Origin of the sequence: Streptacidiphilus jiangxiensis, from assembly GCF_900109465.1 — a bacterium.
Classification (GTDB): domain Bacteria; phylum Actinomycetota; class Actinomycetes; order Streptomycetales; family Streptomycetaceae; genus Streptacidiphilus; species Streptacidiphilus jiangxiensis.
In genome coordinates this window covers 64,173-90,832 of the sequence record NZ_FOAZ01000027.1, presented here as the reverse complement: position 1 = coordinate 90,832, position 26,660 = coordinate 64,173, and the positions used below count along the sequence as shown (strand labels likewise).

Here is a 26,660-nt window from a genome sequence, read left to right as displayed (position 1 = left end):
GGGCAGATTGCCCACGTGTTACTCACCCGTTCGCCACTGATCCACCCCGAAGGGCTTCACCGTTCGACTTGCATGTGTTAAGCACGCCGCCAGCGTTCGTCCTGAGCCAGGATCAAACTCTCCGTGAATGCTTTCCCGTAATCGGGACATCCAACGCAGAGCGGCACAGCATCCGCCGGAATAGACGGACCCGTGCACAGCGTCCTCGCTGAAAATTTGTTCTCAAAAGTAACTGGCGTTGACTTTTGGCACGCTGTTGAGTTCTCAAGGAACGGACGCTTCCTTTGCTTCCCTTTCGGGCCGCTCCGGGCGCTTCCTTCGTGTTCCACTCTATCAGAGCTTTTCAGTTCCGATTTCCAGTGGATTTCGCTTTCCCTTCACCATCCCGCTGGGCGGGTGGTCTCCGGGGCAACTCGATCGACTGTACGCGACTGTCGCCCCGGATCCAAATCAGCCCGCCGTCAGCGTCCCGCGAGCGTGTCGAGGGCTCGGCGGTCGAGGCCGGAGGCCTTCTCCACCTCGGCGGCGTCGACTGCGCCGCAGTCCAGGCCACGGAGCAGGTAACCGCTGAGCGCCTTCGCCGTGGCCGGCTCGTCCATCACGTCACCACCGGCTCGGGCGACGTACGCGGCGAGACGCGCGGCTGCCGCGTCGAGGCCCTCGCGGTAGAAGGAGTAGACCGCGGCGTAGCGGGTGGGCAGGTGGCCGGGGTGCATGTCCCAGCCCTGGTAGTAGGCGCGCTCGAGCGAACGGCGGACCAGACGGTGGTGGAGCTGCCACGCGGCGTGGACCTGCTCGGTCGGGCCGGTGGGGATGACGTTCGTCGAGCCGTCGGAGAGGCGGACGCCGGTTCCGGCCGCCGCGACCTGCATGACCGCCTTGGCGTGGTCGGCGACGGGGTGCTCCATGCTCTGGTAGGCCGCGCTGACGCCGCAGGACGCGCTGTAGTCGAAGGTGCCGTAGTGGAGGCTGGTCGCCCGGCCCGCCGCAGCCTCGATCATGCGGGCGACGGTGGCCCGGCCGTCGGCACCGAGGATGGCCTGGGTGGTCTCGATCTGGATCTCGAAGCCGAGGCGTCCGGCGGCGAGTCCGTTGGCCTCCTCGAAGCCGGTGAGGAGGCGGGCCATCGCGGCGACCTGCTCGGCATAGGTGACCTTGGGGAGGGTCAGCACGAGGCCCTCGGGCAGGGTGCCGTTCCCGGCGTCGAGCAGGCCGGTCAGGAAGAGGTCGAGGGTGCGGATGCCGCGTGCCCGCACGGCCGGCTCCATGCACTTCATCCGGATGCCGACGAACGGCGGTGCGCTGCCGTCCGCGACGGCCTCGGCGACGAGGCGCGCGGCGCGCTCGGCCGCGGCGTCCTCCTCGGCGTCGGGGCGCGGACCGTAGCCGTCCTCGAAGTCGATGCGCAGGTCCTCGACGGGCTCGCGTTCGAGCTTGGCGCGGACGCGGTCGTGTACGTCGGCGGCAAGGCCGGCGTCGCTCTGGCCCACGACCGCGGCGAGGGCGGCGGCGTCGGGGGCGTGGCGGTCGAGGAGGTCGAGGGCCTGGCGGCCCCAGTCGGAAACCAGCTCGCCGACCCCGCGCTCAGCCAGGGCGTCGGCGGGGACGTAGACGGTGTGCACGGGCTGCCGGGTGCCCGGGTCGCCGGGGTACCGGGCGGCGAGGTCGGCGTCGACGCCGGCGAGGTCGGCTTCGATGCCCTCCCGCAGCGTGCTGGAGAACGTGGTTCGCGCGGCCATGACTGCCCCTTCGCCCGACCTCGGGTGCTGTATCAACAGATTGTTGACGTGACGCTATCGACGCGCCACGCCACCGTCAACAGTTTGTTGCACAGTGCCCGGCCCCGGCGGAAAAGCCGTTGCTGTGCGATCACCCACAACGGTAGGCATGCCCGGTGCAAGCAGCCCTCGCCCCTCTCCGCCGACGTCCGTTCCGCCTCCTCGTCGCGGGCCGCGCCACGAACATGCTCGGCAACGGGGTCGCCCCGATCGCCCTCGCCTTCGCCGTCCTCGCGATCACCGGCTCGGTGACGGAGCTCGGGCTCGTGGTCGCGGCACGCACGCTCTTCAACGTCGTCTTCCTGCTCTTCGGCGGCGTCGTGGCCGACCGGCTGCCGCGCAGTCTGGTGCTGGTCGGATCGAGTGCCCTGAGCGCACTCAGCCAAGGAACGGTGGCGACCCTCGTCCTGACCCACCAGGCGACGGTGCCTCGGCTGCTCGTGCTGTCCGCCCTGAACGGGACGTTCGGCGCGTTCGCCTTCCCGGCCTCCGGCGCACTGCTCCCGCAGACGGTCGCCCCGGACGAGCGGACTGCGGCCAACGCGCTGAACCGTCTCGCCGCCAACAGCGCGATGATCGGCGGCGCCGCGCTGGGCGGCCTGGTCGTCGCCGCGCTCGGCCCCGGTTGGGGCCTCGCGATCGACGCGATCACCTTCGCCTGCGCAGGCCTGCTCTTCGCCTTCGTCCGCGTGGACGCGCCCGCCAGGACGGCGGCCGACGAGGCGAAGAAGCCCGGTGTGCTGCACGAACTGCGCGAGGGGTGGCAGGAGTTCGCCCATCGACGCTGGGTCTGGACGATCGTGCTCGCGTTCGGCTTTCTCAACGCCTCGTTCAGCGCCGCGATCCAGGTGCTCGGACCGTCGGTCGCCAAGGCGTCCTTCGGGAGCGGCGGCTGGGGCGTGGTCCTGTCCTCCGAGACGGTCGGCATGGTGGTCGGCGGAATGATCGGACTTCGCTTCCGCCCGCAACGGATGTTGTTCGTCGGCACGGCCTGCATGGCGGCCGACTCGCTCCTGCCCACCGCGCTGGCGTTCCGGATGCCGCTCGCGGTGCTCGCCGCCTGCGGCGTCGTGGCCGGCGCCTGCGTCGAGCAGTTCATGATCGCCTGGGAGACCTCGCTCCAGCAGGAGATCCCCGAGGACCGCCTGGCGCGCGTCTACTCCTACGACGCGCTCGGCTCCTTCGCGCTCATCCCCATCGCCCAGGCGGCGACGGGCCCGCTCAGCGCCGCGCTGGGCGTGCGGGCGACGTTGCTGATGGCGGCCGTCCTGGTCGTCCTCTGCACGGCGGGCATGGTCGCCGTCCCCGAGGTCCGGACACTGCGTCGGCGGACACCCGGCGCGACGACCGCAGCAGCGGAGTCCGTCGTCGCCGAAACCGCCTGACCGCTCAGGTCGGCGGGCGGTTCTCCTTGCGCCAGACGAAGGCGAGGCCGGACCAGTCCACCCCCACCGCCGCGACCTTCACGTCCACCACGCCGAGCGGCAGCATGATCTCCCGCAGCTCGTTGTCGGTGATGTCGCTGCTGTGTCCCGCCGCGCGGCGCGGCCAGAGCAGCCACAGGCAGGACGTCGGCCGCAGCGCCGCGACCAGCTCGGTCGCCTCGCCGCGCAGGTCGGCGGCGGCGCGGTGGAAGGCGAGGACGACGTCCGCCTCCTCGGGGCGCGCGTCCAGTCGCACGCCCTCCGGGACGTCGGGCAGCGACCAGTCGGCGGGCGCGTGCCGTAGCGCCACGGCGTGGCCGGGTTTGATGCGCAGCTTCTTGGCCAGCGGGGTTCCCGAGTAGCCGGTGTCGCTCATGCGTCCGATCCTCGCACCCGCGCGAGGACGCTGCCCGCTTTTCAGGCGGGGTCGCCTTCTCCCGCAGTGTTGTGGGTCCCGGAGAGACCGACGAGCCGACGGAGTTCCTCCGCCGGATAGGGGGCATGCCGGCTGTCGCTCCGGAACGCGCGGCTGAAGTCGCCCATGGCGGCGGCGGTCGGCGCGTTGCGCAGGAGGAGCGAGGCGATGCCCTCCGGCACTCCCGCGGGCACCTCGCCCCGCGCGCAGGCGCGGACCAGGGTGGCGCGGCCCTCCCGGTCGGCGGGATGGAGTCCGCACAGCGCGGTGGCCAGCCAGTTGACCAGGTAGGTGGCGGTGTAGTCGCGGTCGTAGCCGCGCCGTCGGTCCAGGAACGCGGCCTCCTCGGGCGAGAGCCGGAACGCGGAGGACAGGGCGAGACCGTAGTCCGCGAAGTAGAGGCGCCGACCGTCGGTCAGGATGTTCTCGAAGTGCGCGTCGAAATGGAACAACCCGCGACTGTTCATGAACGTCGTTCCGGCCGCAAGTTCCCGCTCCACCATGGCAGCGGCCTCGTCGATGGCGGGGCCCCCGGCCTCGGCCTGTTCGCCGAGCCACTCGTGCAGGTTCCGCGGGATGTACTCCAGGAACAGCGCGATGCTCGCCGAGGAGGCCGCGAGCGCCTCGATCCGCGCGCGCACCTGCGGCGAGTCGTCCCAGTAGGCGACGGCCCGGTCGATGTCGGCCAGTTCCTCGGGCAGGGGCGTCGAGTCCGGCAGCACCCGCCAGTGGTGCATCAGCGGGAAGCCCGCGTACTCCTCCCCCAGCACCCACTGGGTCGTCAGGGTGTGCGCGGCGAGCTCCCGCCAGGCTCCGAAGCCGGCCGCGCCGATGTCGCCGATGCCGTAGTGACAGAAGGCGGGCACGTCGAAGAGGTTCGCCGTGGAGCGGAGGTGCTCCGGCTGCCGTTCCAGGTCGGTGAGCGGCACCCGCTTCACGAAGACCGGGGTGCCGGCGACCTCCAACAGGGCGGCCTTCCCGCCGATGCCGGTGCCGAGCGGCGTCGCCGTGTCCAGCAGCTCCTGCAGGGCGTCGTCGTCGAGCGAAGCCAACGCGGCGGAGGCGGCATCGTGGGCGGTCAGTCGAGCGGCGTGCGACATGTCGGGGGACGTCTTCACTGCGGGCCCTCCAGGTGCGACAGAACGGCCTCGAGGAAGGCCTGCGGCTCCTCGTGCCAGAGGCGATGACCGGCCTCCGGGAGGACTACGAGACGGCTGCCGGGGTGCAGTTCGGCGACGCGGCGGGCGGGGAGTGCACCGACGATGCCGTCGCGGCCGCCGGCCAGGACGAGCGGGCGGGCACCGGAGCCGGCAAGGCGCGCCAGGCGGGCCGCCTTCCCGCCGGGGGCCGGGGCGCCGGCGTAGAACGCCTCGCGGTACCAGTCGGGTGCGCCCTGCATCGGCAGGCGGTACAGGTCGAGGTACTCCTCGCGCCAGCGGCCCCACACGAACGGCACCGTGCGCAACGTCAACTCCCGTGCTCGCTCCGGGTCGACGCTCCCTCCGGCAAGCTCCTGCTCAGCCGCGACGGCCGCGGCGTACCAGGGTTCCCCGGCCTGCCGGGCGCGGATGGCGGCGACCTCGGCCGCGTCGGCCTCGCGGGCGGTGGCACCCACCGGCGTGACCAGCACCAACCGGCGGACGCGGCCCGGGTACGCTGCGGCGTACTCCTGTGCGGTCAGGCAGGCGGCGGAGTGGGCGAGCAGGTCGACGCTCTCCGCGCCGAGGTGGCGGCGCAGCGCCTCCAGGTCCTCGGCCTGCGCGGTGTAGCCGCAGCGTGACCGGTCCTCCGGCACCGGCGAACGGCCCGTCGCGCGTTGGTCGACGAGGACGAGCGAGCGGTGCCCGTCGAGCCCGCCGAGCCCGCCGAGGTAGCGCACGTCGGCCCCGGGCCCGCCGGGCAGACAGATCAGCGGCGCCCCCGACCCGCGCCGCAGATAGCCGAGTGCGGCGCCGTCGTCGGCGGTGTACCGGTGTTCGGTGATGGTGATCGACACCGTGGCATCCTCACACGGACGCGGCGCGGGGGTCACCGGATTTCGATCTAGGGTTGCGTGGTGACGTCTCAGGTGATCGTGCTCAACGGAGGTTCCAGCTCGGGCAAGTCCACGCTGGTGCGGGCGCTGCAGTCGGTCCTGCCGGATCCGTGGTTGGCCGTCGCCGTGGACGACTTCGTGGAGATGCTCCCGGCGTCCCTGCGGGACTCCGAGGAGGGTTTCGACGTGGCCGAGGACGGCGCCGTGGTGATCGGGCCGGAGTTCCGCGCGCTGGAGGCCGCGTGGATGACCGGCGTCGCCGCGATGGCTCGGGCGGGCGCGCGGGTCGTGATCGACGACGTCTTCCTCGGCGGGGCCGCCTCCCAGGCCCGCTGGCGTGAGGCCCTGACGGGCCTGGACGTGCTCTGGGTCGGTGTCCGCTGCGCGAGCGCCGTCGCCGCGCGGCGCGAGGAGGCGCGGGGTGATCGCGCCGTCGGCATGGCCGCCCTGCAGGCGGATGCGGTCCACCAGGGCGTCGCCTACGACCTGGAGGTGGACACGACCCGCGCCGATCCGTCGGCCTGCGCGCGGGCCGTCGCGGCACGGGTGCGGATCTGACCTGTCAGCCGACCTGTCGGAGCCGTGTGGGAGATTGCGTCCATGCTCGAGATCGTGGTGACGACGGAGAACCGGGAGCGGCACGTCCGCGTGTCGGCGGAGGAGTTGGCCGGGCTGGTCCGGCGGATCGGGGGCGACGGCGACCGGTTCCTGGTGGTCCACCGCGTGCCGGACCTGCCCGACGTCTTCGTCCAGGTCTGGCACGAGGCCGGTGGCGTCTACCGGTTGGAGCACCGCGACGGTGCCGCCGACCGGCACTTCCTGTCGATGGTCGACGCGCCCGAGGCGGTGACGGCGGCCATGGCCGGCTGGGCGCGCCAGGAGGCGGAGTGGGACGCCGGTCCGTCGTGGTTCCCGCTGGACCTTGGCCCCGTGCCCGAGGTGCCGCCGCTGGCCCTCGACCAGGAAGAGCGGGCGGAGTTGGAGCGGCGGGTGCGCGAGGTGCTGGTGGGCGGCTACGCGTCGCGGGCCCAACTGGCCGAGCTCGCCGAGGACTACCTGGTGACGAAGGACCGCCGCCCCGTCTCCCGCGCGCAGGCCGCCGTGCTGGCCGACCGGCTCTGGCTGGAGCGTGTCGCGGAGCAGTCCTCCTGGGCGGGCGAGACCGACCCCGAGCGACTGACGCGCGCCTTCGCGGCGCTGCAGGAGTCCGGCATCACCGCCCGCGAGAACTTCACCTGCTGCCGCTCCTGCGGCCAGTCCGAGATCGGCGCCGAGGGCGGGCCGGGAGCCCGAGGCTTCGTCTACTTCCACACCCAGGGCACCGACGCCGCCGCAGCGGGGCGAGGCCTGACGCTCTACTACGGCGGCTTCGACGGCTCGTCGGAGACCACCGAGGCCGTCGGCCACGAGGTTGTGGCCGCGCTGGCGGCGGTGGACCTGCCGACGCGGTGGGACGGAAGCCCCGACCAGGCCATCACCGTCACGCCCCTGGACTGGCGCCGCCGCCTGATCGGCTGACGCCGAGGACGTCCGGACGGGACGGGCCCGCTCCGGGCCCCCGCGGCGGGCACCCCCGGGGCGCCACGCCGACGGACGCATGCCCTCGGGGCCGACCATCAGGCCTCGCGGTCGCGTCCGGGCCGTCAGGCCTTGGGGCGGCCGAGGCCGTAGCCCTCCCAGAGGCGGCCGCCGGCGCGGGCGAGGGCGTCGTCGACCGCGGCCGCCATCGCGGCCGTGCTGCCCGGCGCGTCGGCGGCGATCCCGGCGAGGCCCGCGACGAGACGGTCGTGCAGGCCGGGGTCCGCGGCGGCGAGGCGGCGGGAGAGCCACTTGCCGCCACCGAGCCAGCGTCCGTCCGCGCGCAGGGCCAGTTCGGAGGCCTTGTGCAGCAGTTGGGCCGCCAGGTAGACGCGCTCGGCGTGGTCGGCGGAGCCGCGCAGGTCGTCGAGGCCGTCGGTGATCTCGTAGCGGCGGCGGTCCAGCTCCAGGACGGGGGTCGGCGGCGGCCCCGCGGCCAGGCGCTGCCGTGACAGCGTCTGCAGGGTCGCGCCCAGACCGTCGTGGTCGGCGAGCAGCTGTCCCTCGGCGCACATGTGCAGCAGCGGTGAGCGGCCCTCGGCCGCCTCCTGGTCGGCGAAGCGGTGCCAGTCGGCCTCGGTCTGAACGAACAGCTCCGCGGGCCAGCCCTGGTGGCGGAGGTTCTCGCGGTAGGGGGCGGGCGGACCGGCGAGCAGGACGACGATGTCCAGGTCGGACGTCGGTGTGCGGTGCCCGGTCAGCACGCTGCCCGCGACGAACGCGGCCCGGAGCGCCGAGAAGCGCTCCGCGACCAGCGCGCCCGCGGCCGACACGGGATCAGGACGGTGCGGGTCCACCACGACGGAGTCGGTCACGTTCACTCCCCCGGCCAGGCCGCGCCGGCCTCCGCCGCGAGGCGGCGCAGGAGGGCGGGGATGCTGGTGCCGATCGGCTCGCGGACGACCTCGGCCGCCATGTCGTCGTACGGCGTGGGGTCGGCGTTGACGATCACGACGCGGGCGCCGCCCGCGAGGGCGAGGTCCACCAGGCCGGCCGCGGGGTGCACCTGGAGCGTGGTGCCGACGGCGAGCAGGATGTCGCAGGCGGCGGCGACGGCCCGGGCCTGCCCGAGCACCTCGGGGTCGAGGTGCTCGCCGAAGAAGACAGTGGCGGGCTTGAGGATGCCGCCGCACACCGCACAGGGCGGGTCGGCCTCCCCGGCACGGACGCGGTCCAGCGCCTCGGCGAGTTCCCCGCGCGCGTGGCAGCGCACGCACTGGGTACGGCGGGCGGTGCCGTGCAGCTCCAGGACCTTGCGCTCGCTGACGCCACCGAGCTGGTGCAGTCCGTCGACGTTCTGCGTGAGCACCCGGAGCGGCAGCCCGGCGCGCTCGTAGGCGGCGAACGCGCGGTGCGCGGCGTTCGGCCGGACGTCCAGGACGCCGGTCTCCAGCCGCATCCGCCACGAGCGGGCGCGCACGTCCGGGTCGGCGAGGTAGCTGTCGATGGTCACCAGGCGCTCGTTGTCCGGGTCGTCGCGCCAGAGCCCCTGCGGGCCCCGGTAGTCGCGCAGGCCGGAGTCGGTCGAGACGCCGGCGCCGGTCAGGGCGGCGACGAGGGGGCGGGCGGTGTCGGTCATGACACGAACGTAGCGAGCGGGCCTGCCTCGGAGCGAACGGGTTTTCGCCTGCGCGTCGCCCGTGTGGCGCGGCGGAAAACTCGGCGCGGACACCTGTTGCGCCGACCTGACTCGGCAGTATGTTGACAACATGTCTAATAAGCAGCCGGCCTGGTCGCCGGAGGACCTGGACCGCTTCCGCGCCGTTCAGCAGCTCGCCTACCGCTGCGCGGAGGCCGTCGCTGCGACGCTGGAGCCGGGCGTCACCGAGAAGCAGGCCGCCCGCCGGATGCGGGACTGGCTCATGGAGAACGGCGCGGACGACTGGTTCCACGTGCCGTTCGCCTGGTTCGGGGACCGCACGACGTTCCACCGGTTCCGCACGCCGCTGCAGTTCTTCCCGACGGACCGGCCGCTCGCGGAGGGGATGCCGTTCATCCTCGACTGCGCCCCCGTCGCGGACGGCTACACCGCCGACATCGGCTACGCAGGGAGCCTCGGCGGCAACGCCGTCCAGCAGCAGATCCGCACCGACCTGCAGGAGTACCGCGCGCTGATCCTCGCCGAGGTGCGCGAGCGCAAGCCGCTGAACGAGATCTACCGCTCCGTGGACGCGCTGATCGCCAAGCACGGCTACGACAACCGCCACCGCGTCTACCCCGGCCGGGTCCTCGCCCACCAGGTCACCCGCCTGAAGGCGCGGGGTCCGCGCACGGTCGTGGCCGGCTTCGGCGTGCGCAGCCTGCAGACGCTGGGCCGCGAGCTGGTGGCCGAGCGGATCGTCGGACGCTCGCCGCTGTGGGCAGACGGCAAGTCCTCCGGCCACGCGCCCACCCCCGGCCTGTGGGCCGTCGAGCCGCACCTCGGACTGCGCGGTGTCGGGGCCAAGTTCGAGGAGCTGCTGGTCGTCACCGAGGACGACGCCTACTGGCTCGACGACGACCTCCCGCACGTCCGCGCCTGGGCGTCCGTCCGCACCCACGCCGAGACCGAGCCGGGGGCTCCGCAGGAACCCGCCGCCGCGGCAGCGCCCGCCGGGAAGGCCCGGGCCAGGAGCCGCGCACAGTCCACGTCCACCACCCCGACCGAGGAGCCCGCCGCGTGATCGAGCAGCAGTCCTACGTCACCGCGCCCGACGGCGTCCGGCTCGCGGTCTTCGAGTGGGGCGACCGCAGCGCCGGCAGCACGGTCGTGCTGGTCCACGGCTACCCCGACACCCACGCGGTGTGGCGACCCATCGCCGAGCAGCTCGCCGAGCGCCACCATGTCGTCGCCTACGACGTGCGCGGCGCCGGGCACTCCGACGCGCCGCGGCGCGTCCGGTCCTACACGCTGGCCACGCTCGAGGCCGACCTCGGCACGGTGCTCCAGGAGGTCAGCCCGGACAAGCCGGTGCACCTGGTCGGGCACGACTGGGGGTCGATCCAGTCCTGGGAGTCGGTGACCGGCACCGCGCTCGCCGACCGGATCGCGTCGTTCACCTCGGTCTCCGGCCCGTGCCTGGACCACGTCGGGCACTGGTTCCGCAGCCGGCTGCGCCGGCCCAGCCCGCGCGCGCTCGGCCAACTGGCCTGGCAGGGCGTGCACTCCTGGTACATCGGCTACTTCCACCTGCCGCTGCTGCCCCCGCTGCTGTGGCGCACCGCGATGGTCAAGGCCTGGCCCGCGCTGCTGCACGCCATCGAGGGCGTGCCGCACGGCAGCGGCGCGCCGACCTTCCCGACCGACGCCGTGCGCGGGCTCGCGCTCTACCGCGCCAACATGATCCCTCGACTGACCCGGCCCCGGCAGCGGCCGACCGACATCCCGGTCCAGGTCGTGCTGCCGCAGAAGGACCTCTACGTCACCCCGGCCATGGCCGGGCAGGCGCCGCAGCCGTTCGTCGGACGGCTGTGGCGGCGCCCGCTGCGCGCCGGGCACTGGGCGCCGCTGACGCACGAGGCCGTGCTCGCGGGCTGGATCGACGAGTTCGTCGCCCACATCGAGGGCGGCCCGGCGGCGCCGGAGCTGGAGCGCGCCCGGGTCCGTGAGGACGCGCCCGGGTCGGCTGCGTCGACCGGGGGCAAGGACGGCACCACCTCCCCGCACGCCGGACGGACGGTCGTGGTGACCGGCGCGGGCAGCGGCATCGGCCGCGCCACCGCGCTGGCCTTCGCCGAGGCGGGAGCCTCGGTCGTGGCCGCCGACCTGAACCCCGAGTCCGCTGCCCGCACGGCCCAGTTGGCGTCGCTACTGGGCGCCCCGCGCACCGGCTCGTACGCCGTGGACGTCTCCGACCCGGCCGCGATGGAGGCCTTCGCCAAGACCGTCCAGGCCGAGCACGGCGTGCCGGACGTCGTCGTCAACAACGCCGGGATCGGTCTGGGCGGGGCGTTCCTGGACACGCAGACCTCCGACTGGGACGCGGTGCTCGGCGTCAACCTGATGGGCGTGGTGCACGGCTGCCGGCTCTTCGGCGCGATGATGAAGGAGCGCGGCGAGGGCGGACACATCGTCAACATCGCCTCCGCCGCCGCCTACCTGCCCTCGCGCACCCTGGCCGCCTACGCCACCAGCAAGGCGGCGGTGCTGATGCTCACCGAGTGCCTGCGGGCCGAGCTGGCCGACGAGGGGATCGGCGTGAGCGCCGTCTGCCCCGGCTTCGTCAACACCGCCATCGCCAAGGCCACCCGCTACGTAGGCGTCAGCGCGAGCGAGCAGGAGAAGCTGCGCGGCAAGGCCGACCGGCTCTACCGGCTGCGCAACCTGCCGCCCGAGCGGGTCGCGGAGGCGGTGCTGCGGGCGGTGCGGGACAACCGGCCGGTCGTGCCGGTGGCCGCCGAGGCGCGGATCGGGCGGGCGCTCAGCCGGCTCTCCCCCGGCACGCTGCGCTTCGTCGCGCGCCGCGACCTGACGCCGCGCTGAGCCCGCGCGCCACGTCCGACAGAGTTCCGAACAGAGCCACGAGGAGAGCCACCACCGTGACCGCACTCGCCGTCAGCACCGAGCACGCGCCGCTGCAGGCGCGGCGCGTCAGCTTCGACTGGACCCGGACACCGCTGCACTGGGTTCCGGACGACCCGTTCGCCACGCACATGATCAACGTCCTGCACCTGCTGCTGCCGGCCGGCGAGCGGTGGTTCGTCGACGTCTACAAGCAGGCCCTGCCGCTGGTGCGGGACGCCCGGCTGCGCGAGGACATGATCGGGTTCATCGGCCAGGAGGCGGTGCACTCGCAGGCGCACTCCACCGTCCTCGACCACATGATCGCGCAGGGTCTCGACCCCTCCCCCTACACCGCGCAGATGGACTGGTTCTTCGAGCACCTGCTCGGCGACCACACCGCGCCGCCGGCCGCCACCGCATGGTGGCTGAAGGAGCGCGTGGCGATCATCGCGGCGATCGAGCACTTCACGGCGGTGCTCGGCAAGTGGGTGCTGGAGGCACGGGGATTCGAACGCTTCGGCGCCGACCCGGTGATGGTGGACCTGCTGCGCTGGCACGGCGCGGAGGAGGTCGAGCACCGCTCGGTCGCCTTCGACGTCTACCAGCACGTCGACGGCCGCTACGGGCGCCGGATGCGGGCCATGACCACGGTCTTCCCGACCATGTTCTGGCTCTGGGTGCGCGGCGTGAAGTTCTTCATCGCCAACGACCCGCAGCTGACGCCCGCCCAGCGCAAGGCGCTGGAGCCGAAGATCAAGGACTGGGTGCGGGCGGCCAAGGCGGAGCTGGTGCCCTCGCCGAAGGAGATCTTCACCGCCGTGCCGCGCTTCATGCGCAAGCGCTACCACCCGACCCAGGAGGGCTCGACGGCCAAGGCCCTGGCCTACCTCGCGGGGTCGCCCGCGGCGCGGGCGGCGGCCGAGCAGGCGGAGGCGGCGACGCGGCCGCTGCAGCTGGTGGTCGCCGAGCGGCGCGAGGCGGCGCAGGGCGTGGCGGAACTGGTGCTCTCGTCCACGGACGGTGCTCCGCTGCCGACGTGGGAACCGGGCGCACACCTGGACCTGCTGCTGCCCTCGGGTCTGGTCCGGCAGTACTCACTCTGCGGCGACCCCGCCGACCGCGACACCTACCGGATCGGCGTGCGGCTGACGGAGGACACGCGCGGCGGCTCGAAGGAGGTCCACGAGACGCTGACGGCGGGCGCGTCGGTCTCGGCCCACCGGCCGCGCAACCGCTTCCCGCTCGCCCCCGGCGCCGGACCGCGCTTCTTCGTGGCGGGCGGCATCGGGATCACGCCGATCCTGCCGATGGTTCGCGAGAGCGCTGCTCGCGGAAGTGACTGGCGCTTGCTGTACATCGGGCGCTCTCGGACGAGCATGCCGTTCCTCGACGAGATCACTGCTCTCTCCGACGCTGAAGCGCAGTCCGGCGATTCCGGCGAGTCGCGGGTGACCGTCGTCGAGACCGACGTCGAGGGACTGCCCGACCTCTCCTGGGCGCTGGAGGCCGCTCCGCACGGCGCCGTCGTGCACGTCTGCGGTCCGGAGCCGCTGATGGAGGCCGTCGTCACCACCCTCGCCGAGCTGCGCCCGGGGGTCGAGGCCCGCCTCGAACGCTTCCACCCGGCCGAGGGTGCGGCCCACGGCGACACCGTCCAGGTCGAGCTGCGCCGCAGCGGCACGACCCTGACCGTCCCGGCGGACCGCAGCGTGCTGAGCGCGGTGCGCGAGCGGCTGCCCGACGTCGCCTACAGCTGCGAGCAGGGCTTCTGCGGCACCTGCAAGGTCCGCGTCCTCGGCGGCACTCCGGAGCACCGCGACGACCTGCTCACGGTGGAGGAGCGCGCCGACTCCATGCTGATCTGCGTCTCCCGCAGCCAGGACGGCAAGCTGGTACTCGACCTGTAGGGCGCGCGGCGGGGTGGCGCGGGCACGGAGCCGCGCCACCCGACGCGTCAGCCCGGGATCATCGTCTGCTCCAGCGTCAACGGCGGGATGCTGCCGTGGGTGAGCTCCGCCGCCAGGGCCGTGGCACCGGCCTGGTCGAAGCTTCCGGTGATCTGCGCCTGCCCGCCGGGGATGGCGGTGGAGACGTAGGGCGAGGACTGGACCGTGCCGCTGAGGACGATCGCGAACTCGTTCGTCGGGCTCTGGTTCGCCGCGAGTTGGGCGGTCACGTTCGCGAACGCGCTGGTCCCGGCGGAGTTGAAGCTCAGGTCCACTTGCCACTCACCGATCTGCGTGGAGTAGCTCGCCTTCGCGGAGGCGACGTCCGCCCCGGGGACCGCGACCGGACCGAGCGCGTACTTCGTGTGGATGCCGTTCACCGCTGCGGTGTCGCAGGCGACGATCTGCGCCGCGGGACTCGCTACCTCCACCGCTGCCACGTCGGACGAGGAGGGGTGCACGCAGTCCAGGGCGTCGAACGCCGTCTGCAGGTCGGCCGGCACCATGCCGCCGGTCTGGCCGGTCACGGTCCGCCCCGACGTGGTCGGACCGGTCGCGGTCTGCGCGAGGGCCTGTCCCGTCCCGCTCGGGGAAGGAGAGGCTCCCGTCACGCTCGTGGCCATCTGCGCCTCCGCCAGGACGGGACGGAAGGCGAGCGAACCCGTCTGTCCGAGGGCGACCAGCTCGTCGCGTGTCGCGCCAGGGGCGGAGACCTGGATGCCCTGCGGCACGAGCGTGACCTGCGCGCTCCGCAGTCCCATGCCGGCAGCACGCTCGCGCAGCACCTGCGCGGCTGCCTGCAACTGCGCCTGGGTAAGCGGCTGTTGCGGCGCATACACCGCCACGGACGGGAGCCCCGACGACGCGTGCCCGGCCGTGGGCTGCGCCGGTGCGTGCGCCGAGGGACCGGTCGCGGCCCAGGTCCCGGGCCGCGCCGGGGACTGGCCCGCACACCCCGTGAGCAGGGACAAGCCGACGGCCGCGCCGACGGCGAACGGGATGGAGCGCGACTTCCTCATGCCCCGGATGCTAGCCAGCAGCAATCATCTGATCGCAGCGAGTGACGCAACCGTGACCCGGGAGCCGCCCGCTCAGGGCGCCTCGCGGCACTGGAGGCGGAAGAAGGAGAACCAACCTCCATGGCCTGCACGCCCGGCACGTCTCCCCGCCTGCTGCACCCGGTCAGATCAGGAGCAGGGTCTTGCCCAGGGCGCTTCGGCTCTCGATCGCCGCGTGCGCGTCCGCGGCCTGCTCCAGCGGGAAGGTCTGCCCGATGACCGGGCGGACCCGGCCGGCAACCGCCTGGGCCATGACCTGCTCGGCCCACGGGCGCATCCTCGCCCGGAAGCCGTACAGCTGCTCAATGCCGATCACCTCGACGCCGCGCCGCTGCGCCTCCGCGGGCTCGATCTCGGTCAACTGACCGCTGGAGGCGCCGTGCACGGAGAATCGGCCGTGCCAGGCCGTCACCTCGAACGCGGCCCGGCCGATCTCCCCGCCCACTCCGTCGAACACGACGTCGACCCCCGCGCCGCCGGTCACCCGCCTGACCTGCTCGGTCCAGCCCGGCGCGGTGTAGTCGACCGCGGCCTCGACTCCCAGGCCACGGATCAGGTCGAGCTTCCGCTCCCCGCGGGCCATCCCCATGACCCTGGCTCCGGCCCCGACGACGAACTCGGCCGCAACGGCCCCGGCCCGCTCCGGCTGCTGGGCGAGGCGTGCCCGGACGTGCCGGGCCCGGGCTGTGAGCCTGCCTGACGCCGCTCCCGGCGTGGCCCTCAGAGCGCCTCGCGCCGCTGGAGGTAGAGGAAGGCGATCCAGCCGGGGATCAGCGGCAGCCAGAAGGTGCAGAGCCGGTAGACCAGGACGACCGGCACCCAGGTGGCGGCCGCGACGCCGGTGGTGACGCGCAGGGAGTAGGCCAGGGCGGCGTCGGAGGAGCCGATGCCGCCCGGCACCGGGATCGCGGAGCCCACCGCGGAGCCCACCAGCTGGGCGAAGGCGATCTCGGGGAAGGTCGCCGTCTGGCCGAAGGCGCGCGAGCAGCTGTAGAGCGCCGTCACCGCCATGAGGGTCACGGCCAGCTGGCCGACGACGCCGACGGTGAGCTTGCCGGGCTGGTGCAGCAGCTCGCGGAAGCGCGGGCCGGCCTCGCGCAGGCGGGCGGCGAGCCAGCGGCGCAGGCGCGGGACGCCGACGCAGACGGCGAACACCGCCGCGAGGCAGAGGGCGCTGATGAGCAGGGTGGCACCGGTGGGCAGCGACGCGGCGTAGTCCGCGCCGATCCAGGTGCCGAAGCCGACGAGCAGCAGGACATGGAGCACGAAGCCGACGATCTGGCCGAGGGCGACGCTGGCCAGCGCCTGCGTCTGCGGGATGCCGGAGCGGGCGAGGAAGCGGGTGTTGACCGCGGCGCTGCCGAGGCCGCCGGGGGTGGCCAGGTTGACGAAGAAACCGGAGAGCTGCGCGAGCAGTGCTCTCGTCAGTGACACCCGCTCCGGAACGAACCCGACGAGCGCGCACGTGGCGCCGAGCGAGCCCAGGGCCGAGGACAGCACCGCCGGCACCAGCCACACCGCGTTGGCGCGCTCCAGCGCGGGCAGCGGGTTGGCGTTGTGCCGCAGGATCTGCAGCAGCACGACATAGACGACGATGGCGCAGAGCACGAGTGTCACCACCCGCCGCATCCGCATCCCCCGGACCAGCCCGCCGCCGTTCCCACGCTGCGCGTCCGCGGCGACCTCCTCGGGAGCGAGATCAGGCCCGGAGGTCATGGTGCCGCACGCTCCGCTTCCTTCTCGGGCGGGGTGACCTCGACGAACCCCTCGCGCGCAGGATATCCCGCGCGTACCGAGAGTTCGGCCCCTGACATGCCCTTTCCGTTCCCGGGCGGCCACCGGACAAACCTGAAACTTCTCGGTACGAACACCTGCGCGCAACACGCGCGCGCAAGACTCGGGAGGACGCCCATGCCGGAGCACCGCGGAGAGGACGCCCATGACGACCAGGCTCAGCCCGTTGGACCACGCCTTCTGGAGCCTGGAATCGCCCGACGCGCCGATGCACATCGGCGCCCTCGCCGTCTTCGGCGCGGGGCGGGCCGGGGCCGCCGACCCCGGTGACGTGGCCGCGCTGCTGGCCGAGCGCGCCCAGCGGGTGCCGCGCCTGCGGCGCCGGGTGCGGACGTCCCGAGCCCCGTGGGAGGCGCCGGTCTGGGAGGAGCAGCCCGACTTCGACGCCTCCGCCCACATCGTCCGCCACGAACTGCGGGACGAGGCGTCGGCCGATCCCGCCGACCCGGCCCTGGCCGCGCTCGTCGGCGAGCTGATGGCCCGGCCGGTGGCCCGGCACGCGCCGCCGTGGGAGATCCACCTGATCAGCGGGGCGGCCGGCCGGGCGGAGGCCTCGACGCTGGTGCTGCTGCTCAAGGTGCACCACGCCGTCGTGGACGGCCTGCGCGCGCTGGAGCTCGGCGTGAGGCTGCTCGACGGCTTCGGCGATGCGGAGCAGTCGGCGGCCCCGCCCGCCGGACGTCCCACCGCGCCCCCCGCACACCCGCCGGTGGCGTCCGGCGGTCCCGCGCCGCTGCGCCTGCTGCGCTCCCTGCCGGTCGAGGCCCGTCGCACCTGGCGGGCGACGGAGATCGCCGGCAGCGCGCTGGCCGCCGCCGTCGACGGGGTGGAGCGGGGATTGCTGAACCCCTCACCGCTGCGCCCGTCACTGCTGCGCGCCGCCGCGCGCCGACCGGCGGCCGCCGGGGCGGGCACCGGCCTGGCGCTTCCGACGGTCGCGCTCGACGACGCCCGGGTGATCCGCAAGGCGCACGGCGGCACCGTCAACGACGTGGTCCTGGCGGTGCTGGCGGGCGCGCTGCGGGGTGCGGGCGAGCGGGTGGACGTGCGGGTGCTGGTGCCCGTGAGCGAGCGGACCCGCCGCACGGCCGAGGGCTCCTCCCCCGCCGGGAACCGCCTCTCCGGCTTCCTGGTGGACCTGCCGGTCTCCGAGACCGATCCGGTGGCCCGGTTGCGCCTGGTACGCGAGGCGATGACGGCACGGAAGGCAGCGGGCCCACGGCGGGGCGCCGGTGCGGTCGCGCTGCTCGCGGAGCTCGTCCCCACCGCGGCCGTGCCGGTCGCCGCGCCGCTGCTGCGGCCCTCGGCGGGCCTGCTCTTCGACTCGCTGGTGACGAACGTGCCGCTGCCCGATCTGTCGTTCACGCTGGCCGGGCTGCCACTGACGGCCCTCCACCCGCTGGCCCCGCTCGCCCGCCACCAGGAGCTGGCCGTCGCGGTCAGCTCCTACCGCGACCGGCTCCACCTCGGCCTGCGCGGCCGCTTCGCGACGCCGGCGCTCTGCGCGGCGGTCGACGCCTCCGTGGCGGAACTGCTGGCCGCGAGCTGAGCCCCACCCGGTGACCGAACACGTCAGGTCCGCAGGAGGAGCCACCGGTGCCCTGACCGGATGGGCATGCCGGGATGCGGCGTCCGGTGCGGTCGATCGCCAGGCGGAGGGTCGGCCTCGTACGGGATGTCCTTGGCCGCGCCCGACGACGCGGCGAGTGGCCGCCCCTGGCGTCACAGCACGGTGGACCTGTCCGGCCAGGGCACTAGGCTGCCCCTCATGACCGCTGCCACGGGGACATCCGGCGCCGCCGCGTCGAGGCCGCGCCGACGGCTGAGCGTCGAGCAGCGGCGCGAGCAGTTGATCGCCGTCGCGCTGGACATGTTCGCCAGGCACGCGCCGGAAGAGGTGTCGATCGACGACATCGCCGCCGCCGCCGGGGCCTCGCGACCGCTGGTGTACCACTACTTCCCGGGCAAGCAGGCGCTGTACGAGGAGGCGATCCGGCGTGCCGGCGAGCAGCTCGCGGCGCTGTTCGAGGAGCCGCCGCAGGGGCCGCTGTCGGAGCGGCTGCACCGGGTGATGGGCCGTTACCTCGACTTCGTCGACTCGCACGGCCCCGGCTTCGCCGCCCTGCTGCGCAACGCGTCCCCGGCTGCGAGCCCGGGGACGGGCGCGGTCATCGACCAGGTGCGCCAGGCCGCCGAGCGCTCGGTGCTGTCGCACCTGGGGCTGGCCGAGCCGAGCCCGCGGATGCGGCTCGCGGTGCGCACCTGGATCGGCAACGCGGAGATCACCGCCCTGGCCTGGCTGGCCGACCAGGAGCAGGACCGCCGTCTGGACCGTGCCGAGCTGCAACTGAAGCTGGTCCAGGAGTTCGTCGTGCAACTGCTGGTGCTCCAGCTCGACGAGCCGCAGCTGCGACAGCACCTGCGGGGCTACCTGACCTTGGAACAGCCGGCCGGCCCCGCGGGCCAGCTGCTGCACCATCTTCTCGCGCTGATGGCGGACACGGAGCTGGCCGGCGAGGTGCTGCGGCTGGCCTCCGGTCATGAGATATGAACGATTGTTCATTCCTTCCGCTATAGTTCCTCTTGAGGGCAGGCCGAATCCGGCATGCCCGAGAACCGCCGACAGCGAGGAGCGACGCGTGAGCCACGACCAGGAGCACGGCCACGCTCACGACGACCACGCTCATGACGACCACGGTCACGCCGGCGCCCGTGCGCACGACCACGGTCACGCCGGCGCCCGTGCGCACGACCACGGCCACGGCCACGGCGGCCACGCGGGCCACAGCCACGGCGTCTCCGCCGACGCCGACCGCCGCTACCTGATCGCCGCACTCAGCCTCATCGCCGCCTTCATGGTGGGCGAGGTCGTCGTCGGCCTGCTGGCCCACTCCCTCGCACTGATCTCCGACGCCGGCCACATGCTGACCGACGCGGCCTCGATCGTGCTGGCCCTGATCGCCATGCGCCTCGCCGCGCGACCGGCCAAGGGTTCACTGACCTACGGCCTCAAGCGAGCGGAGATCCTCTCCGCGCAGGCCAACGGGATCACCCTGCTCGCCCTCGCCGCACTCTTCTTCTACGAGGCGATCCGCCGGCTCGTCTCGCCGCCGGAGGTCGCGGGCGGCGTCGTGCTGGTCACCGCACTGGTCGGCATCGTCGTCAACGTGGTGGCGGCCTGGCTGATCTCGCAGGCCAACCGCTCCAGCCTCAATGTCGAGGGCGCCTACCAGCACATCCTCAACGACGCCTGGGCCTTCATCGCCACCGCCGTGGCGGGCCTGGTGGTGCTGCTGACCGGGTTCGACCGCGCCGACGCCCTGGCGACCCTGGTCGTCGCCGCGCTGATGCTGAAGGCCGGCTACGGCCTGGTCCGCGAGTCCGGCCGGATCTTCCTGGAGGCCGCCCCCGCCGGGCTCGACCCGGACACCGTCGGCGCGCGCCTGGCCGCCGTGCCGGGCGTGGTGGAGATCCACGACCTGCACATCTGGACCATCACCTCGGGCTACCCGGCGCTCTCCGCGCACGTGCTGGTCCGCGACGAGCTCGACTGCCACGCGGTCCGGCTCACTCTCGAGCACGAGCTCCGCGAGCGCTACGCGATCGACCACACCACCCTGCAGGTCGACCACGCCTCCCCGGAGACCCTCCAACTGGGCTCGCTGACCCAGGCCGAGGAGGCCGCGCACTGCCGCGATCCGCACGGCAGCGCGCACCGCGCGACGCACTGAGCATGCCGTTATCAAGCTGTGATCCTCTGATTTGCATTGCAATCGGGACAAACCTCAAACCCTGCTCTCCCCACCCAGGCCGGTCTTACGAAACGCTTAGCCGACCGCGCACTAACGTGACGCCCGCGGGGACGCGAGGCGCCCCTCGCCACCGAGCAGCAACGAGGACCGATGACCCAGAACAAGCCGTCGCAGGCAGAGCGCCGCCGCATAGCCCAGGAGAAGATCGCCGCCCAGCGGGCGGCGGAGTCCCGGCGTCAGCGGACGATCCTTATCTCGATGATCGTCGGCGGCGTCATCCTGTTGGGCGGGGTCGTCGGCGTGACCGTCTGGGCCATCAACGGCCAGAACGCCAGCAACGTCCAGGCCGCGAAGAACAAGCAGGCCAGTGACCCGTCGATCGACAAGAACGCGAACCTGCTCGCCTCCACCGCTCACCAGGCCTACGGCCAGGACATCGACGGCATCGTCAAGAGCAACGACATGGAGCAGACCGTCTACCACATCCACTCGCACCTGCAGGTGTACGTGGACGGCAAGCTCATGACCATCCCCTACGGCCTCGGCATCGAGCCGCCGTACCAGCTCCAGCAGGCCCAGGACGGCACCCCGTTCGTCGGCGGCGGCAGCAAGTTCTACTTCCTGCACACGCACGACGAGAGCGGCATCATCCACGTCGAGTCGCCGAGCCAGCAGACGTACAACCTGGGCAACCTGTTCGACCTGTGGGGCCAGCCGCTCACCAGCACCGACATCGCGGGCCACCAGGGGCAGCTGACGATCTTCGTCGACGGCAAGCCGTACACCGGCGACCCGCGTGCGATCGTCTTCAAGAACCTGGAGAAGATCCAGATCGACGTCGGCACGGCCGTCCCGTACAAGGACTTCACCTGGCCGTCGGGCTACTAGGCCACCCATGGAGACGGACGAGGCAGAGCTCGCAGCCCTGGAGGAGGAGGCCGCCGCGCTGGAGGCGCGGGCGGCCCGCCGGGGCGGCCTCCCCGGCGCGCGGCGGGCCCTGCTGGTCCAGGGCCCGCTGGTCGCCCTGCTCGCCTGCGTCCTGCTGCTGGTCGGCCACGTCGGCCGCGGGGACGCCTCCGCGGCCACGGCCTCGCCGGCGAAGCTGGCGCTGCTCTCCCCCTACCTCGACCCGCCGAAGCAGGCCTCCGGCCCGGTCGAGGCCTACCTGAGCCTCCGCAACGGCGGCGGCTCGGCGGACCGCCTGCTCGACGTGTCGACCCCCTGGGCCACGACCGTCCGCCTGGTCGACGGCTCCGGCCGCACCCAGCCGTGGATCGGCGTCCCCGCGGACGCGACCCTCTCCCTCCACCCGGGCGGCCTCCACCTGGAACTCTCCGGCCTGCGACGCACGCCCGCCCTGCACGACGTGATCCAGCTCGACCTGACCTTCGCCCAGTCCGGCACGGTCCACGTCTGGGCCCCGGTCGGCCCGGCCAACTCCCTGACGGTCGAAGAGGTCATGCACGCGATGGACTACATGGACCGGCTGCCGCCGCAGAAGTAGTCGCACTGCCCAGGGGCACGACCGGGTCACAGCCGCTCCCGCAACCAGTCGCACCCTCCAGCGGCCCGACGCGCGAGCACGACCGGGCCACCGAACCTCCCGCAGCGAGTTGCACCCTCCAGGGGCGCTACGCGCCCGGCAGGGCCTGTTCCGCCCAGATGGTCTTGCCGTCGGCGCTGTGGCGGGTGCCCCAGCGGGTCGCGCACTGCGCGACGAGCATCAGGCCGCGGCCGCCCTCCTCCATCGTGCGAGCGCGCCGCAGGTGCGGCGCGGTGCTGCTGGAGTCGGAGACCTCGCAGGTCAGCGCGGAATCGCGGATGAGGCGGAGCCGGATCGGCGGGCGGCCGTGGCGGATCGCGTTGGTGACCAGCTCGCTGACCACCAGTTCGGTGACGAAGACCAGGTCGTCCAGCCCCCAGTGCGCCAGCTGCCGCGCGGCGAGCCGACGCGCGTCGGCGACGCACGCGGGGTCGGGGTCGATCTCCCAGTCCGCGACCTGGTCCGCGCCGAGGGCGCGGGTCCGGGCCAGGAGGAGTGCCACGTCGTCCTCGGGGCGGTGCCGGGTGAGGACGCGCAGGACGCGCTCCCCGGTCGCCGGCACGTCCTGGCCGGGCTCGGCGAGCGTGGCCGCCAGCAGGCGCAGGCTCTCGTCGACGTCGCGGTGGCGCGACTCGATCAGGCCGTCGGTGTAGAGGGCCAGCAGGCTGCCCTCCGGCAGGTCGACCTCGGCCGTCTCGAAGGCCAGGCCGCCGAGGCCCAGCGGCGGGCCCGCGGGGACGTCGAGGAACTCGACCCGGCCGTCGGGGAGCCGGACCGCGGGGACGGGGTGGCCGGCGCGGGCGAGGGCGACGCGGCGGGCGATCGGGTCGTAGACGGCGTAGAGGCAGGTGGCGCCGATGTCGCCGAACACCAGACCGTCGAGCGTCGAGGAACCCAGCGCAGAGGCGCCCAGCGCGGAGGCGCCCGGCACCTGCCCACCGCCCAAGCCCTCGCCGGTCGGGGTGGGCGTGCCGGGGGGCGCGAAGGGGTTGGCTGAGCCCGGCAGGCCGCCGTACGCGGCGTCCTCGGGGCCGTAGGCGCCGGCCTCCGCATTCAGGCTGATGACGAGGTCGTCGAGGTGCGAGAGCAGCTCGTCCGGCGGCAGGTCGACGTCGGCGAGTGTGCGGACGGCGGTGCGCAGCCGGGCCATGGTGACGCTGGCGTGCAGGCCGTGGCCGGTGACGTCGCCGACGACGAGCGCCACCCGCGTGCCGGAGAGCGGGATCACGTCGTACCAGTCGCCGCCGACGCCCGCCTGGCCGCTGGCAGGCAGGTAGCGCGCGGCCACCTCGACGGCGGCCTGCCGGGGCGGCCGCTGCTGGAGCAGGCTGTGCTGGAGGGTGAGCGCAGTGGTCCGTTCACGGGTGAACCGGCGGGCGTTGTCGAGGCAGATCGCGGCGTGGGCCACGAGCTCCTCGGCGATGGACTGCTCGTCGGGGCTGAACGGCACGGCCGCGCCCAGGCGGACCAGGATGACGACGCCGAGGGTGGTCTCACGGGCGGTGACGGGCACGGTGAGCAGGGAGACAAGCCCGTGGCCCCGGGCCCATTCGCCGCGCGCGGTGTCGGCGGCGAACCAGGAGTCGAGCACCGGGTCGCCCGCGGCGTAGCGTGCGGAGCGGCCGGTGGCGAGGCAGCGGGCGGGCGGGGAGTCGAGCGGGTAGCTGCCGCGTTCGCCCGCCTCGACCACGCCGACGGAGTTCCGCTCGCCGGACGGGTCGGCCAGGGGGGTCGTCCCCGAGCTCGCGCCGGTGCGCGCCTGCGCGGCGCGGCGCAGCAGGACGGGCCCGGGCAGCGGTCCGGCGGCGGGTTCCTCGCCCTGGAAGACGCCGTCGAGCAGGTCGACGCTGACGAAGTCGGCGAAGCCGGGGACGGTGACGTCGACCAGGTCCTGCGCGGTCCGGGTGACGTCGAGCGAGGCGCCGATGCCGGCCGCGGCGGCGTTCAGCAGCCCCAGGCGCTGCCGGGCGACGAACTGCTCGGTGAAGTCGACGGCGGTCACCGCGACCGCTTCCAGGGCGCCGCCGGCCCCGTGGACGGGGCTGTACCGCACCTCCCAGGCCTGGGCCTCGAGCCCGGCCGGTGCCTGCACGTACGTCTCCAGGGTGCGCGGCGTGCCCGTCGCGGCGACCTCCTGGATCAACCTGGTGGACTCCTCGAACACCGAGGAGTCCACCAGGTTGATCGCTCCGTTGTGGCCCTGCTGCAGTTCCGTGGGCAGGCGGCCGACGAGCTGCGCCTCGGTGAGTTCCGCCAGCTCCGCCATGGCCTGGTTCAACCGCAGCAGTCGCCCGTCGGGCGCGCAGAGCATCCACGGGACGGGCGACTGTTCGAAGGCACGCTCGGTGAGCGAGCCGGGCTCGGGCGGCGGACCCTCGCCGGGGGCTTGCTCGGGACGCGCTGCGGACATGATCCGATCATCACGCGCCGCGACGCCGGACGCCACCGTTCGGCGGCTGTTCAGCGACCCGATCACCCGGGCGACGGCGCGTCGGGCCCCGCGGCTCCCTCGTTCAGCGGCCCCGGGATGCAGGGACGACGCCGGGGCGGCTCGATGGAAGGGAGCAGCGTATCTGACGGCCGTTCAGACGTCCCGCCGGTTCGGCCGTGCCTTCAGGTGAGCACACGTGTGGAAGCGTGGGGAGAGGGGTCCTTGTGAGCAATGCCGTGAGCCGAGCCGTGGCGGACCGTCTGGTCGCCCTGGACCTCGGCACCGCCCGGGTCCGCGTCTGGCGCCCGCGCCAGGAGGTCGTCTTCGACGAGCCGTCAGTGGTGGCCTACGACCTCAACCGCGGGGTCGCCTTCGCCTTCGGCGAGCAGGCGCAGAAGATGACCGGCCGCACCCCGCCGGGCATGGCCACCGTCAGCCCCATCCACGCCGGGGCCGTCACCGACTTCGAGGCCGCCCGGGTGCTGGCCCGGCACGCCATCGACAGCGCCCGGCCGGGCCGGTTCGCGCTGCGCCCGACGGTGGCCACGGCCGTACCGGTGGAGAGCCACGGCATCCACCTGAAGGCGCTGGAGCAGGCGGTGCAGCAGGCGGGCGCGGCCCGCACGGTGACGGTGCCGGCCCCGCTGGCGGCGGCGGTCGGCGCCGGGCTGGACATCGCGCAGGAGAGCGGCAACATGGTCGTCGACCTCGGCGCCGGGACGACCGACCTCGCGGTCTTCGCCTTCGGACGGATCGTCAGCGCGAGCTCGCTCCCGGTCGCGGGCCTCGCACTGGACCGGGCGCTGTCCACCTGGGCGCGGCGGCAGCGCCGGGTCGACCTCGGCCCGGCCGCCACCGAGCAGCTGCGGATCGCCGCCGGCCATCCGGAGGCGGAGTCCGTGGAGGTCAAGGGCCGTCGCACCGAGTACGGCACCCCGGTGCTGGCGCGGTTCACCACCGCCGAGGTGCACGACGCCGTCGCCCCGGTGGTCGAGACGATGCTGCAGGGCATGGGCGCGTTGCTGGCGAAGTGCCCCACGGAGCTGAGCGCGGACATCACCCGGCACGGCATCGTGCTGACCGGTGGCGGTGCGCGCGACCCGTGGCTGCGCCGTCTGCTGGAGAACCGCCTGGGCCTGCCGGTCCGCGCGGCGGACTCCCCCGAGAACTGCACCGCACGGGGCCTGGGCCTGCTGGCCACGTCGGCGCGTGGCAGCGCGCACGTGGACGAGCTGATGCCGGCATGAGGGTGTGACAGTGCCATGATCCGCTTGTGGGAGGATGTTGCGTTCCCTTCAAGCGGAAGTGAGTGGAAAAAGACGTGGGCGCGAACTGGCGGCCGATACCTGACGATGTGCGCGGCCACGCCCGGCGCCTGACCGAGGAGCTACGGGGCATCAAGGACCGCAGCGGGCTGTCGCTCACTCAGATCGGCGCCCGCACCCACTACAGCAAGGCGTCGTGGGAGCGCTGGTTCAACGGCAAGCGGCTGATCACCGAGCAGGCTCTGGAGAGCCTGGCGATCACCGTGGACGAGAGCGCCCGGCTGCTCAAGCCGCTGCTGGAGCTGGCGCTGAGCGAGGAGGGGGCGCCCGCGGATCCCGCCGCGCCGCCGACTCCCTCGACCGCGCCGGCCCCGGCGACGCCGGCCCCGGCGACGCCGGCCGAGGTCGCGCCGACCCGTCCGGCGTCCGCGGATGACGCGTCACCCGCCCCGGCCGCTGCGCTGCAGGCCGGTGGCTGGCGACGCCACCTGCGCACCGCCGCGATCGCCGCCTGCTCCGCGCTGGTCGGCGGGGCCGTCGGCGCCTACCTCGCCGCCCCGAGCAGCAGCCCGACGACGCAGGCGCTGGGCACCCACGCGCCCACCCCCGTCGTCTCCCCGCCGCCGTGCGCCGGCGTCGGGTGCGACGGCAAGGACCCGCAGTCGACGGGCTGCGTGAAGGACGAGCGGGTGCTGACCACCGACCACGTCGGCACGATCGTCATCTACCTCCACTACAGCCCCCGCTGCCACGCCGCCTGGGGCGGCCTCACCAACGCGGGCCCCGGCGACAAGGCCACCGTCTTCACCACCACCGGCGACCAGCAGACCGCGCTGGTGCACTGGGGCTACGACAACTACTCGATGATGGTCGACGCGAGCGACCCCTCCATCGGGCTGAAGGTCTGCGGCACCCCGGCCAAGAAGCCGAACGAGGGCGTCTGCACCCTCGAGCTCAGCGTGCCCGCCGGCTCCTGAGGCGGCGGCCTGCGGCGTGATCGCCCGGGCAGTACCCCCGTGCTGCCCGGACGCCTCACGTCGTCGACAACTCTGCCCGACCGGCAGGGCGGCTCGGACCACGCCGAGCCGGTTGAGACGTCCGTCGGACCGTCTCACCGCCCTGACCTGCGGTTTGAGACGTGAAGCGGGGACACGCGGG

Annotated in this window: 23 protein-coding genes, 1 rRNA gene and 1 pseudogene; 14 read left to right on the top strand and 11 right to left on the bottom strand. The window is 73.5% G+C overall.

Annotation, left to right across the window (positions count from 1 at the left end; all coding sequences use genetic code 11):
• A 16S ribosomal RNA gene (locus BMY61_RS36805) occupies nucleotides 1-128 on the bottom strand; the annotation flags it as partial.
• A gap of 333 nt (nucleotides 129-461) precedes the next feature.
• Entirely contained in the window at nucleotides 462-1,739 is a 1,278-nt protein-coding gene (locus tag BMY61_RS36800) for a DUF6986 family protein (RefSeq protein ID WP_042456016.1), read from the bottom strand.
• Nucleotides 1,740-1,894: 155 nt separating this feature from the next.
• Here BMY61_RS36800 and BMY61_RS36795 point away from each other — a divergent pair, with 155 nt between their 5' ends.
• On the top strand, nucleotides 1,895-3,163 hold the full coding sequence (locus BMY61_RS36795) for an MFS transporter (RefSeq protein WP_042456014.1): 1,269 nt from the start codon (nucleotides 1,895-1,897) through the stop codon (nucleotides 3,161-3,163).
• Nucleotides 3,164-3,167: 4 nt separating this feature from the next.
• Here BMY61_RS36795 and BMY61_RS36790 read toward each other — a convergent pair whose 3' ends face one another.
• The 3 genes from BMY61_RS36790 to BMY61_RS36780 are packed head-to-tail and all read right to left on the bottom strand — an operon-like array spanning nucleotide 3,168 to nucleotide 5,613.
• Nucleotides 3,168-3,578 (bottom strand): DUF3052 family protein, encoded by a 411-nt coding sequence (locus BMY61_RS36790; RefSeq protein WP_042456012.1) that lies wholly within the window; start codon nucleotides 3,576-3,578, stop codon nucleotides 3,168-3,170.
• A gap of 41 nt (nucleotides 3,579-3,619) precedes the next feature.
• A complete protein-coding gene (locus BMY61_RS36785) occupies nucleotides 3,620-4,717 on the bottom strand; it encodes a protein kinase family protein (protein WP_042456070.1) in 1,098 nt (365 codons plus the stop codon).
• Nucleotides 4,718-4,731: 14 nt separating this feature from the next.
• Nucleotides 4,732-5,613, bottom strand: coding sequence for an alpha/beta fold hydrolase (locus BMY61_RS36780; RefSeq protein ID WP_236656575.1), 882 nt, complete (start codon nucleotides 5,611-5,613; stop codon nucleotides 4,732-4,734).
• A 60-nt stretch (nucleotides 5,614-5,673) separates the two neighbouring features.
• On the opposite strand from BMY61_RS36780, the gene cpt reads away from it, so the two are divergent.
• Nucleotides 5,674-6,210: a chloramphenicol phosphotransferase CPT gene (cpt, locus tag BMY61_RS36775; protein ID WP_201777633.1), complete on the top strand. Its 537-nt coding sequence runs from the start codon at nucleotides 5,674-5,676 to the stop codon at nucleotides 6,208-6,210.
• Nucleotides 6,211-6,252: 42 nt separating this feature from the next.
• Nucleotides 6,253-7,170: a DUF6891 domain-containing protein gene (locus BMY61_RS36770; RefSeq protein ID WP_042456008.1), complete on the top strand. Its 918-nt coding sequence runs from the start codon at nucleotides 6,253-6,255 to the stop codon at nucleotides 7,168-7,170.
• A gap of 125 nt (nucleotides 7,171-7,295) precedes the next feature.
• Here the strand turns inward: BMY61_RS36770 and BMY61_RS36765 are convergent, their stop codons facing one another.
• Entirely contained in the window at nucleotides 7,296-8,045 is a 750-nt protein-coding gene (locus BMY61_RS36765) for a nucleotidyltransferase domain-containing protein (protein WP_236656574.1), read from the bottom strand.
• 2 nt (nucleotides 8,046-8,047) lie between these two features.
• The gene (locus tag BMY61_RS36760) at nucleotides 8,048-8,809 is read right to left on the bottom strand and encodes an SIR2 family NAD-dependent protein deacylase (RefSeq protein WP_042456006.1); all 762 of its coding nucleotides are present in this window, start codon (nucleotides 8,807-8,809) and stop codon (nucleotides 8,048-8,050) included.
• Between the two features lie 130 nt (nucleotides 8,810-8,939).
• Here BMY61_RS36760 and BMY61_RS36755 point away from each other — a divergent pair, with 130 nt between their 5' ends.
• From BMY61_RS36755 to BMY61_RS48680, 4 genes and pseudogenes are all read left to right on the top strand, one after another.
• Nucleotides 8,940-9,893: a M24 family metallopeptidase gene (locus BMY61_RS36755; RefSeq protein WP_082015476.1), complete on the top strand. Its 954-nt coding sequence runs from the start codon at nucleotides 8,940-8,942 to the stop codon at nucleotides 9,891-9,893.
• Nucleotides 9,890-11,692, top strand: coding sequence for an SDR family oxidoreductase (locus tag BMY61_RS36750; protein ID WP_042456004.1), 1,803 nt, complete (start codon nucleotides 9,890-9,892; stop codon nucleotides 11,690-11,692). The genes BMY61_RS36755 and BMY61_RS36750 overlap by 4 nt, the downstream gene beginning before the upstream one ends.
• A gap of 56 nt (nucleotides 11,693-11,748) precedes the next feature.
• A pseudogene (locus BMY61_RS48095) lies at nucleotides 11,749-12,651 on the top strand (metal-dependent hydrolase); the annotation flags it as partial.
• 369 nt (nucleotides 12,652-13,020) lie between these two features.
• Nucleotides 13,021-13,620, top strand: a complete 600-nt coding sequence (locus BMY61_RS48680; RefSeq protein ID WP_342342548.1) for a flavin reductase family protein — start codon at nucleotides 13,021-13,023, stop codon at nucleotides 13,618-13,620.
• Nucleotides 13,621-13,667: 47 nt separating this feature from the next.
• Here BMY61_RS48680 and BMY61_RS36740 read toward each other — a convergent pair whose 3' ends face one another.
• The 3 genes from BMY61_RS36740 to BMY61_RS36730 form a co-directional block, all read right to left on the bottom strand.
• Nucleotides 13,668-14,678, bottom strand: coding sequence for a SecDF P1 head subdomain-containing protein (locus BMY61_RS36740; protein WP_042456002.1), 1,011 nt, complete (start codon nucleotides 14,676-14,678; stop codon nucleotides 13,668-13,670).
• A 163-nt stretch (nucleotides 14,679-14,841) separates the two neighbouring features.
• Nucleotides 14,842-15,441: a zinc-binding dehydrogenase gene (locus tag BMY61_RS36735; protein WP_269083983.1), complete on the bottom strand. Its 600-nt coding sequence runs from the start codon at nucleotides 15,439-15,441 to the stop codon at nucleotides 14,842-14,844.
• Nucleotides 15,438-16,433 carry a lysylphosphatidylglycerol synthase transmembrane domain-containing protein gene (locus BMY61_RS36730; protein ID WP_042456001.1) on the bottom strand — a complete coding sequence of 332 codons (996 nt, stop codon included), beginning with the start codon at nucleotides 16,431-16,433 and terminating at the stop codon, nucleotides 15,438-15,440. Before BMY61_RS36730 ends, BMY61_RS36735 begins: the two co-directional genes overlap by 4 nt.
• 223 nt (nucleotides 16,434-16,656) lie before the next feature.
• Here BMY61_RS36730 and BMY61_RS36725 point away from each other — a divergent pair, with 223 nt between their 5' ends.
• From BMY61_RS36725 to BMY61_RS36705, 5 genes are all read left to right on the top strand, one after another.
• Nucleotides 16,657-18,060, top strand: coding sequence for a wax ester/triacylglycerol synthase domain-containing protein (locus BMY61_RS36725; protein WP_042455999.1), 1,404 nt, complete (start codon nucleotides 16,657-16,659; stop codon nucleotides 18,058-18,060).
• Between the two features lie 219 nt (nucleotides 18,061-18,279).
• Nucleotides 18,280-19,062 carry a TetR/AcrR family transcriptional regulator gene (locus tag BMY61_RS36720; RefSeq protein ID WP_042455997.1) on the top strand — a complete coding sequence of 261 codons (783 nt, stop codon included), beginning with the start codon at nucleotides 18,280-18,282 and terminating at the stop codon, nucleotides 19,060-19,062.
• A gap of 88 nt (nucleotides 19,063-19,150) precedes the next feature.
• Nucleotides 19,151-20,242: a cation diffusion facilitator family transporter gene (locus BMY61_RS36715; RefSeq protein WP_042455995.1), complete on the top strand. Its 1,092-nt coding sequence runs from the start codon at nucleotides 19,151-19,153 to the stop codon at nucleotides 20,240-20,242.
• A gap of 171 nt (nucleotides 20,243-20,413) precedes the next feature.
• Nucleotides 20,414-21,151, top strand: coding sequence for a hypothetical protein (locus tag BMY61_RS36710; RefSeq protein WP_042455993.1), 738 nt, complete (start codon nucleotides 20,414-20,416; stop codon nucleotides 21,149-21,151).
• A 7-nt stretch (nucleotides 21,152-21,158) separates the two neighbouring features.
• Nucleotides 21,159-21,767 carry a copper chaperone PCu(A)C gene (locus tag BMY61_RS36705; protein ID WP_052439253.1) on the top strand — a complete coding sequence of 203 codons (609 nt, stop codon included), beginning with the start codon at nucleotides 21,159-21,161 and terminating at the stop codon, nucleotides 21,765-21,767.
• A 127-nt stretch (nucleotides 21,768-21,894) separates the two neighbouring features.
• On the opposite strand, the gene BMY61_RS36700 is transcribed toward BMY61_RS36705, so the two are convergent.
• Nucleotides 21,895-24,216 (bottom strand): SpoIIE family protein phosphatase, encoded by a 2,322-nt coding sequence (locus tag BMY61_RS36700; protein ID WP_143094699.1) that lies wholly within the window; start codon nucleotides 24,214-24,216, stop codon nucleotides 21,895-21,897.
• 257 nt (nucleotides 24,217-24,473) lie between these two features.
• Between BMY61_RS36700 and BMY61_RS36695 the strand changes: the two genes are divergently transcribed.
• Both BMY61_RS36695 and BMY61_RS36690 read left to right on the top strand, forming a co-directional pair.
• A complete protein-coding gene (locus BMY61_RS36695) occupies nucleotides 24,474-25,484 on the top strand; it encodes a rod shape-determining protein (protein ID WP_161791331.1) in 1,011 nt (336 codons plus the stop codon).
• Nucleotides 25,485-25,558: 74 nt separating this feature from the next.
• Complete coding sequence (locus BMY61_RS36690; protein ID WP_161791330.1) at nucleotides 25,559-26,479, top strand: helix-turn-helix domain-containing protein; 921 nt, start codon at nucleotides 25,559-25,561, stop codon at nucleotides 26,477-26,479.
• The last annotated feature ends 181 nt before the right edge of the window (nucleotides 26,480-26,660 follow it).

Coding starts and splice junctions, on each gene's coding strand:
- BMY61_RS36800 (WP_042456016.1), bottom strand. CDS start 1,739: ATGGCCGCGCGAACCACGTTCTCCAGCACGCTGCGGGAGGGCATCGAA.
- BMY61_RS36790 (WP_042456012.1), bottom strand. CDS start 3,578: ATGAGCGACACCGGCTACTCGGGAACCCCGCTGGCCAAGAAGCTGCGC.
- BMY61_RS36785 (WP_042456070.1), bottom strand. CDS start 4,717: ATGTCGCACGCCGCTCGACTGACCGCCCACGATGCCGCCTCCGCCGCG.
- BMY61_RS36770 (WP_042456008.1), top strand. CDS start 6,253: ATGCTCGAGATCGTGGTGACGACGGAGAACCGGGAGCGGCACGTCCGC.
- BMY61_RS36760 (WP_042456006.1), bottom strand. CDS start 8,809: ATGACCGACACCGCCCGCCCCCTCGTCGCCGCCCTGACCGGCGCCGGC.
- BMY61_RS36755 (WP_082015476.1), top strand. CDS start 8,940: ATGTCTAATAAGCAGCCGGCCTGGTCGCCGGAGGACCTGGACCGCTTC.
- BMY61_RS48680 (WP_342342548.1), top strand. CDS start 13,021: ATGGTTCGCGAGAGCGCTGCTCGCGGAAGTGACTGGCGCTTGCTGTAC.
- BMY61_RS36740 (WP_042456002.1), bottom strand. CDS start 14,678: ATGAGGAAGTCGCGCTCCATCCCGTTCGCCGTCGGCGCGGCCGTCGGC.
- BMY61_RS36730 (WP_042456001.1), bottom strand. CDS start 16,433: ATGACCTCCGGGCCTGATCTCGCTCCCGAGGAGGTCGCCGCGGACGCG.
- BMY61_RS36725 (WP_042455999.1), top strand. CDS start 16,657: ATGACGACCAGGCTCAGCCCGTTGGACCACGCCTTCTGGAGCCTGGAA.
- BMY61_RS36720 (WP_042455997.1), top strand. CDS start 18,280: ATGACCGCTGCCACGGGGACATCCGGCGCCGCCGCGTCGAGGCCGCGC.
- BMY61_RS36710 (WP_042455993.1), top strand. CDS start 20,414: ATGACCCAGAACAAGCCGTCGCAGGCAGAGCGCCGCCGCATAGCCCAG.
- BMY61_RS36705 (WP_052439253.1), top strand. CDS start 21,159: ATGGAGACGGACGAGGCAGAGCTCGCAGCCCTGGAGGAGGAGGCCGCC.
- BMY61_RS36700 (WP_143094699.1), bottom strand. CDS start 24,216: ATGTCCGCAGCGCGTCCCGAGCAAGCCCCCGGCGAGGGTCCGCCGCCC.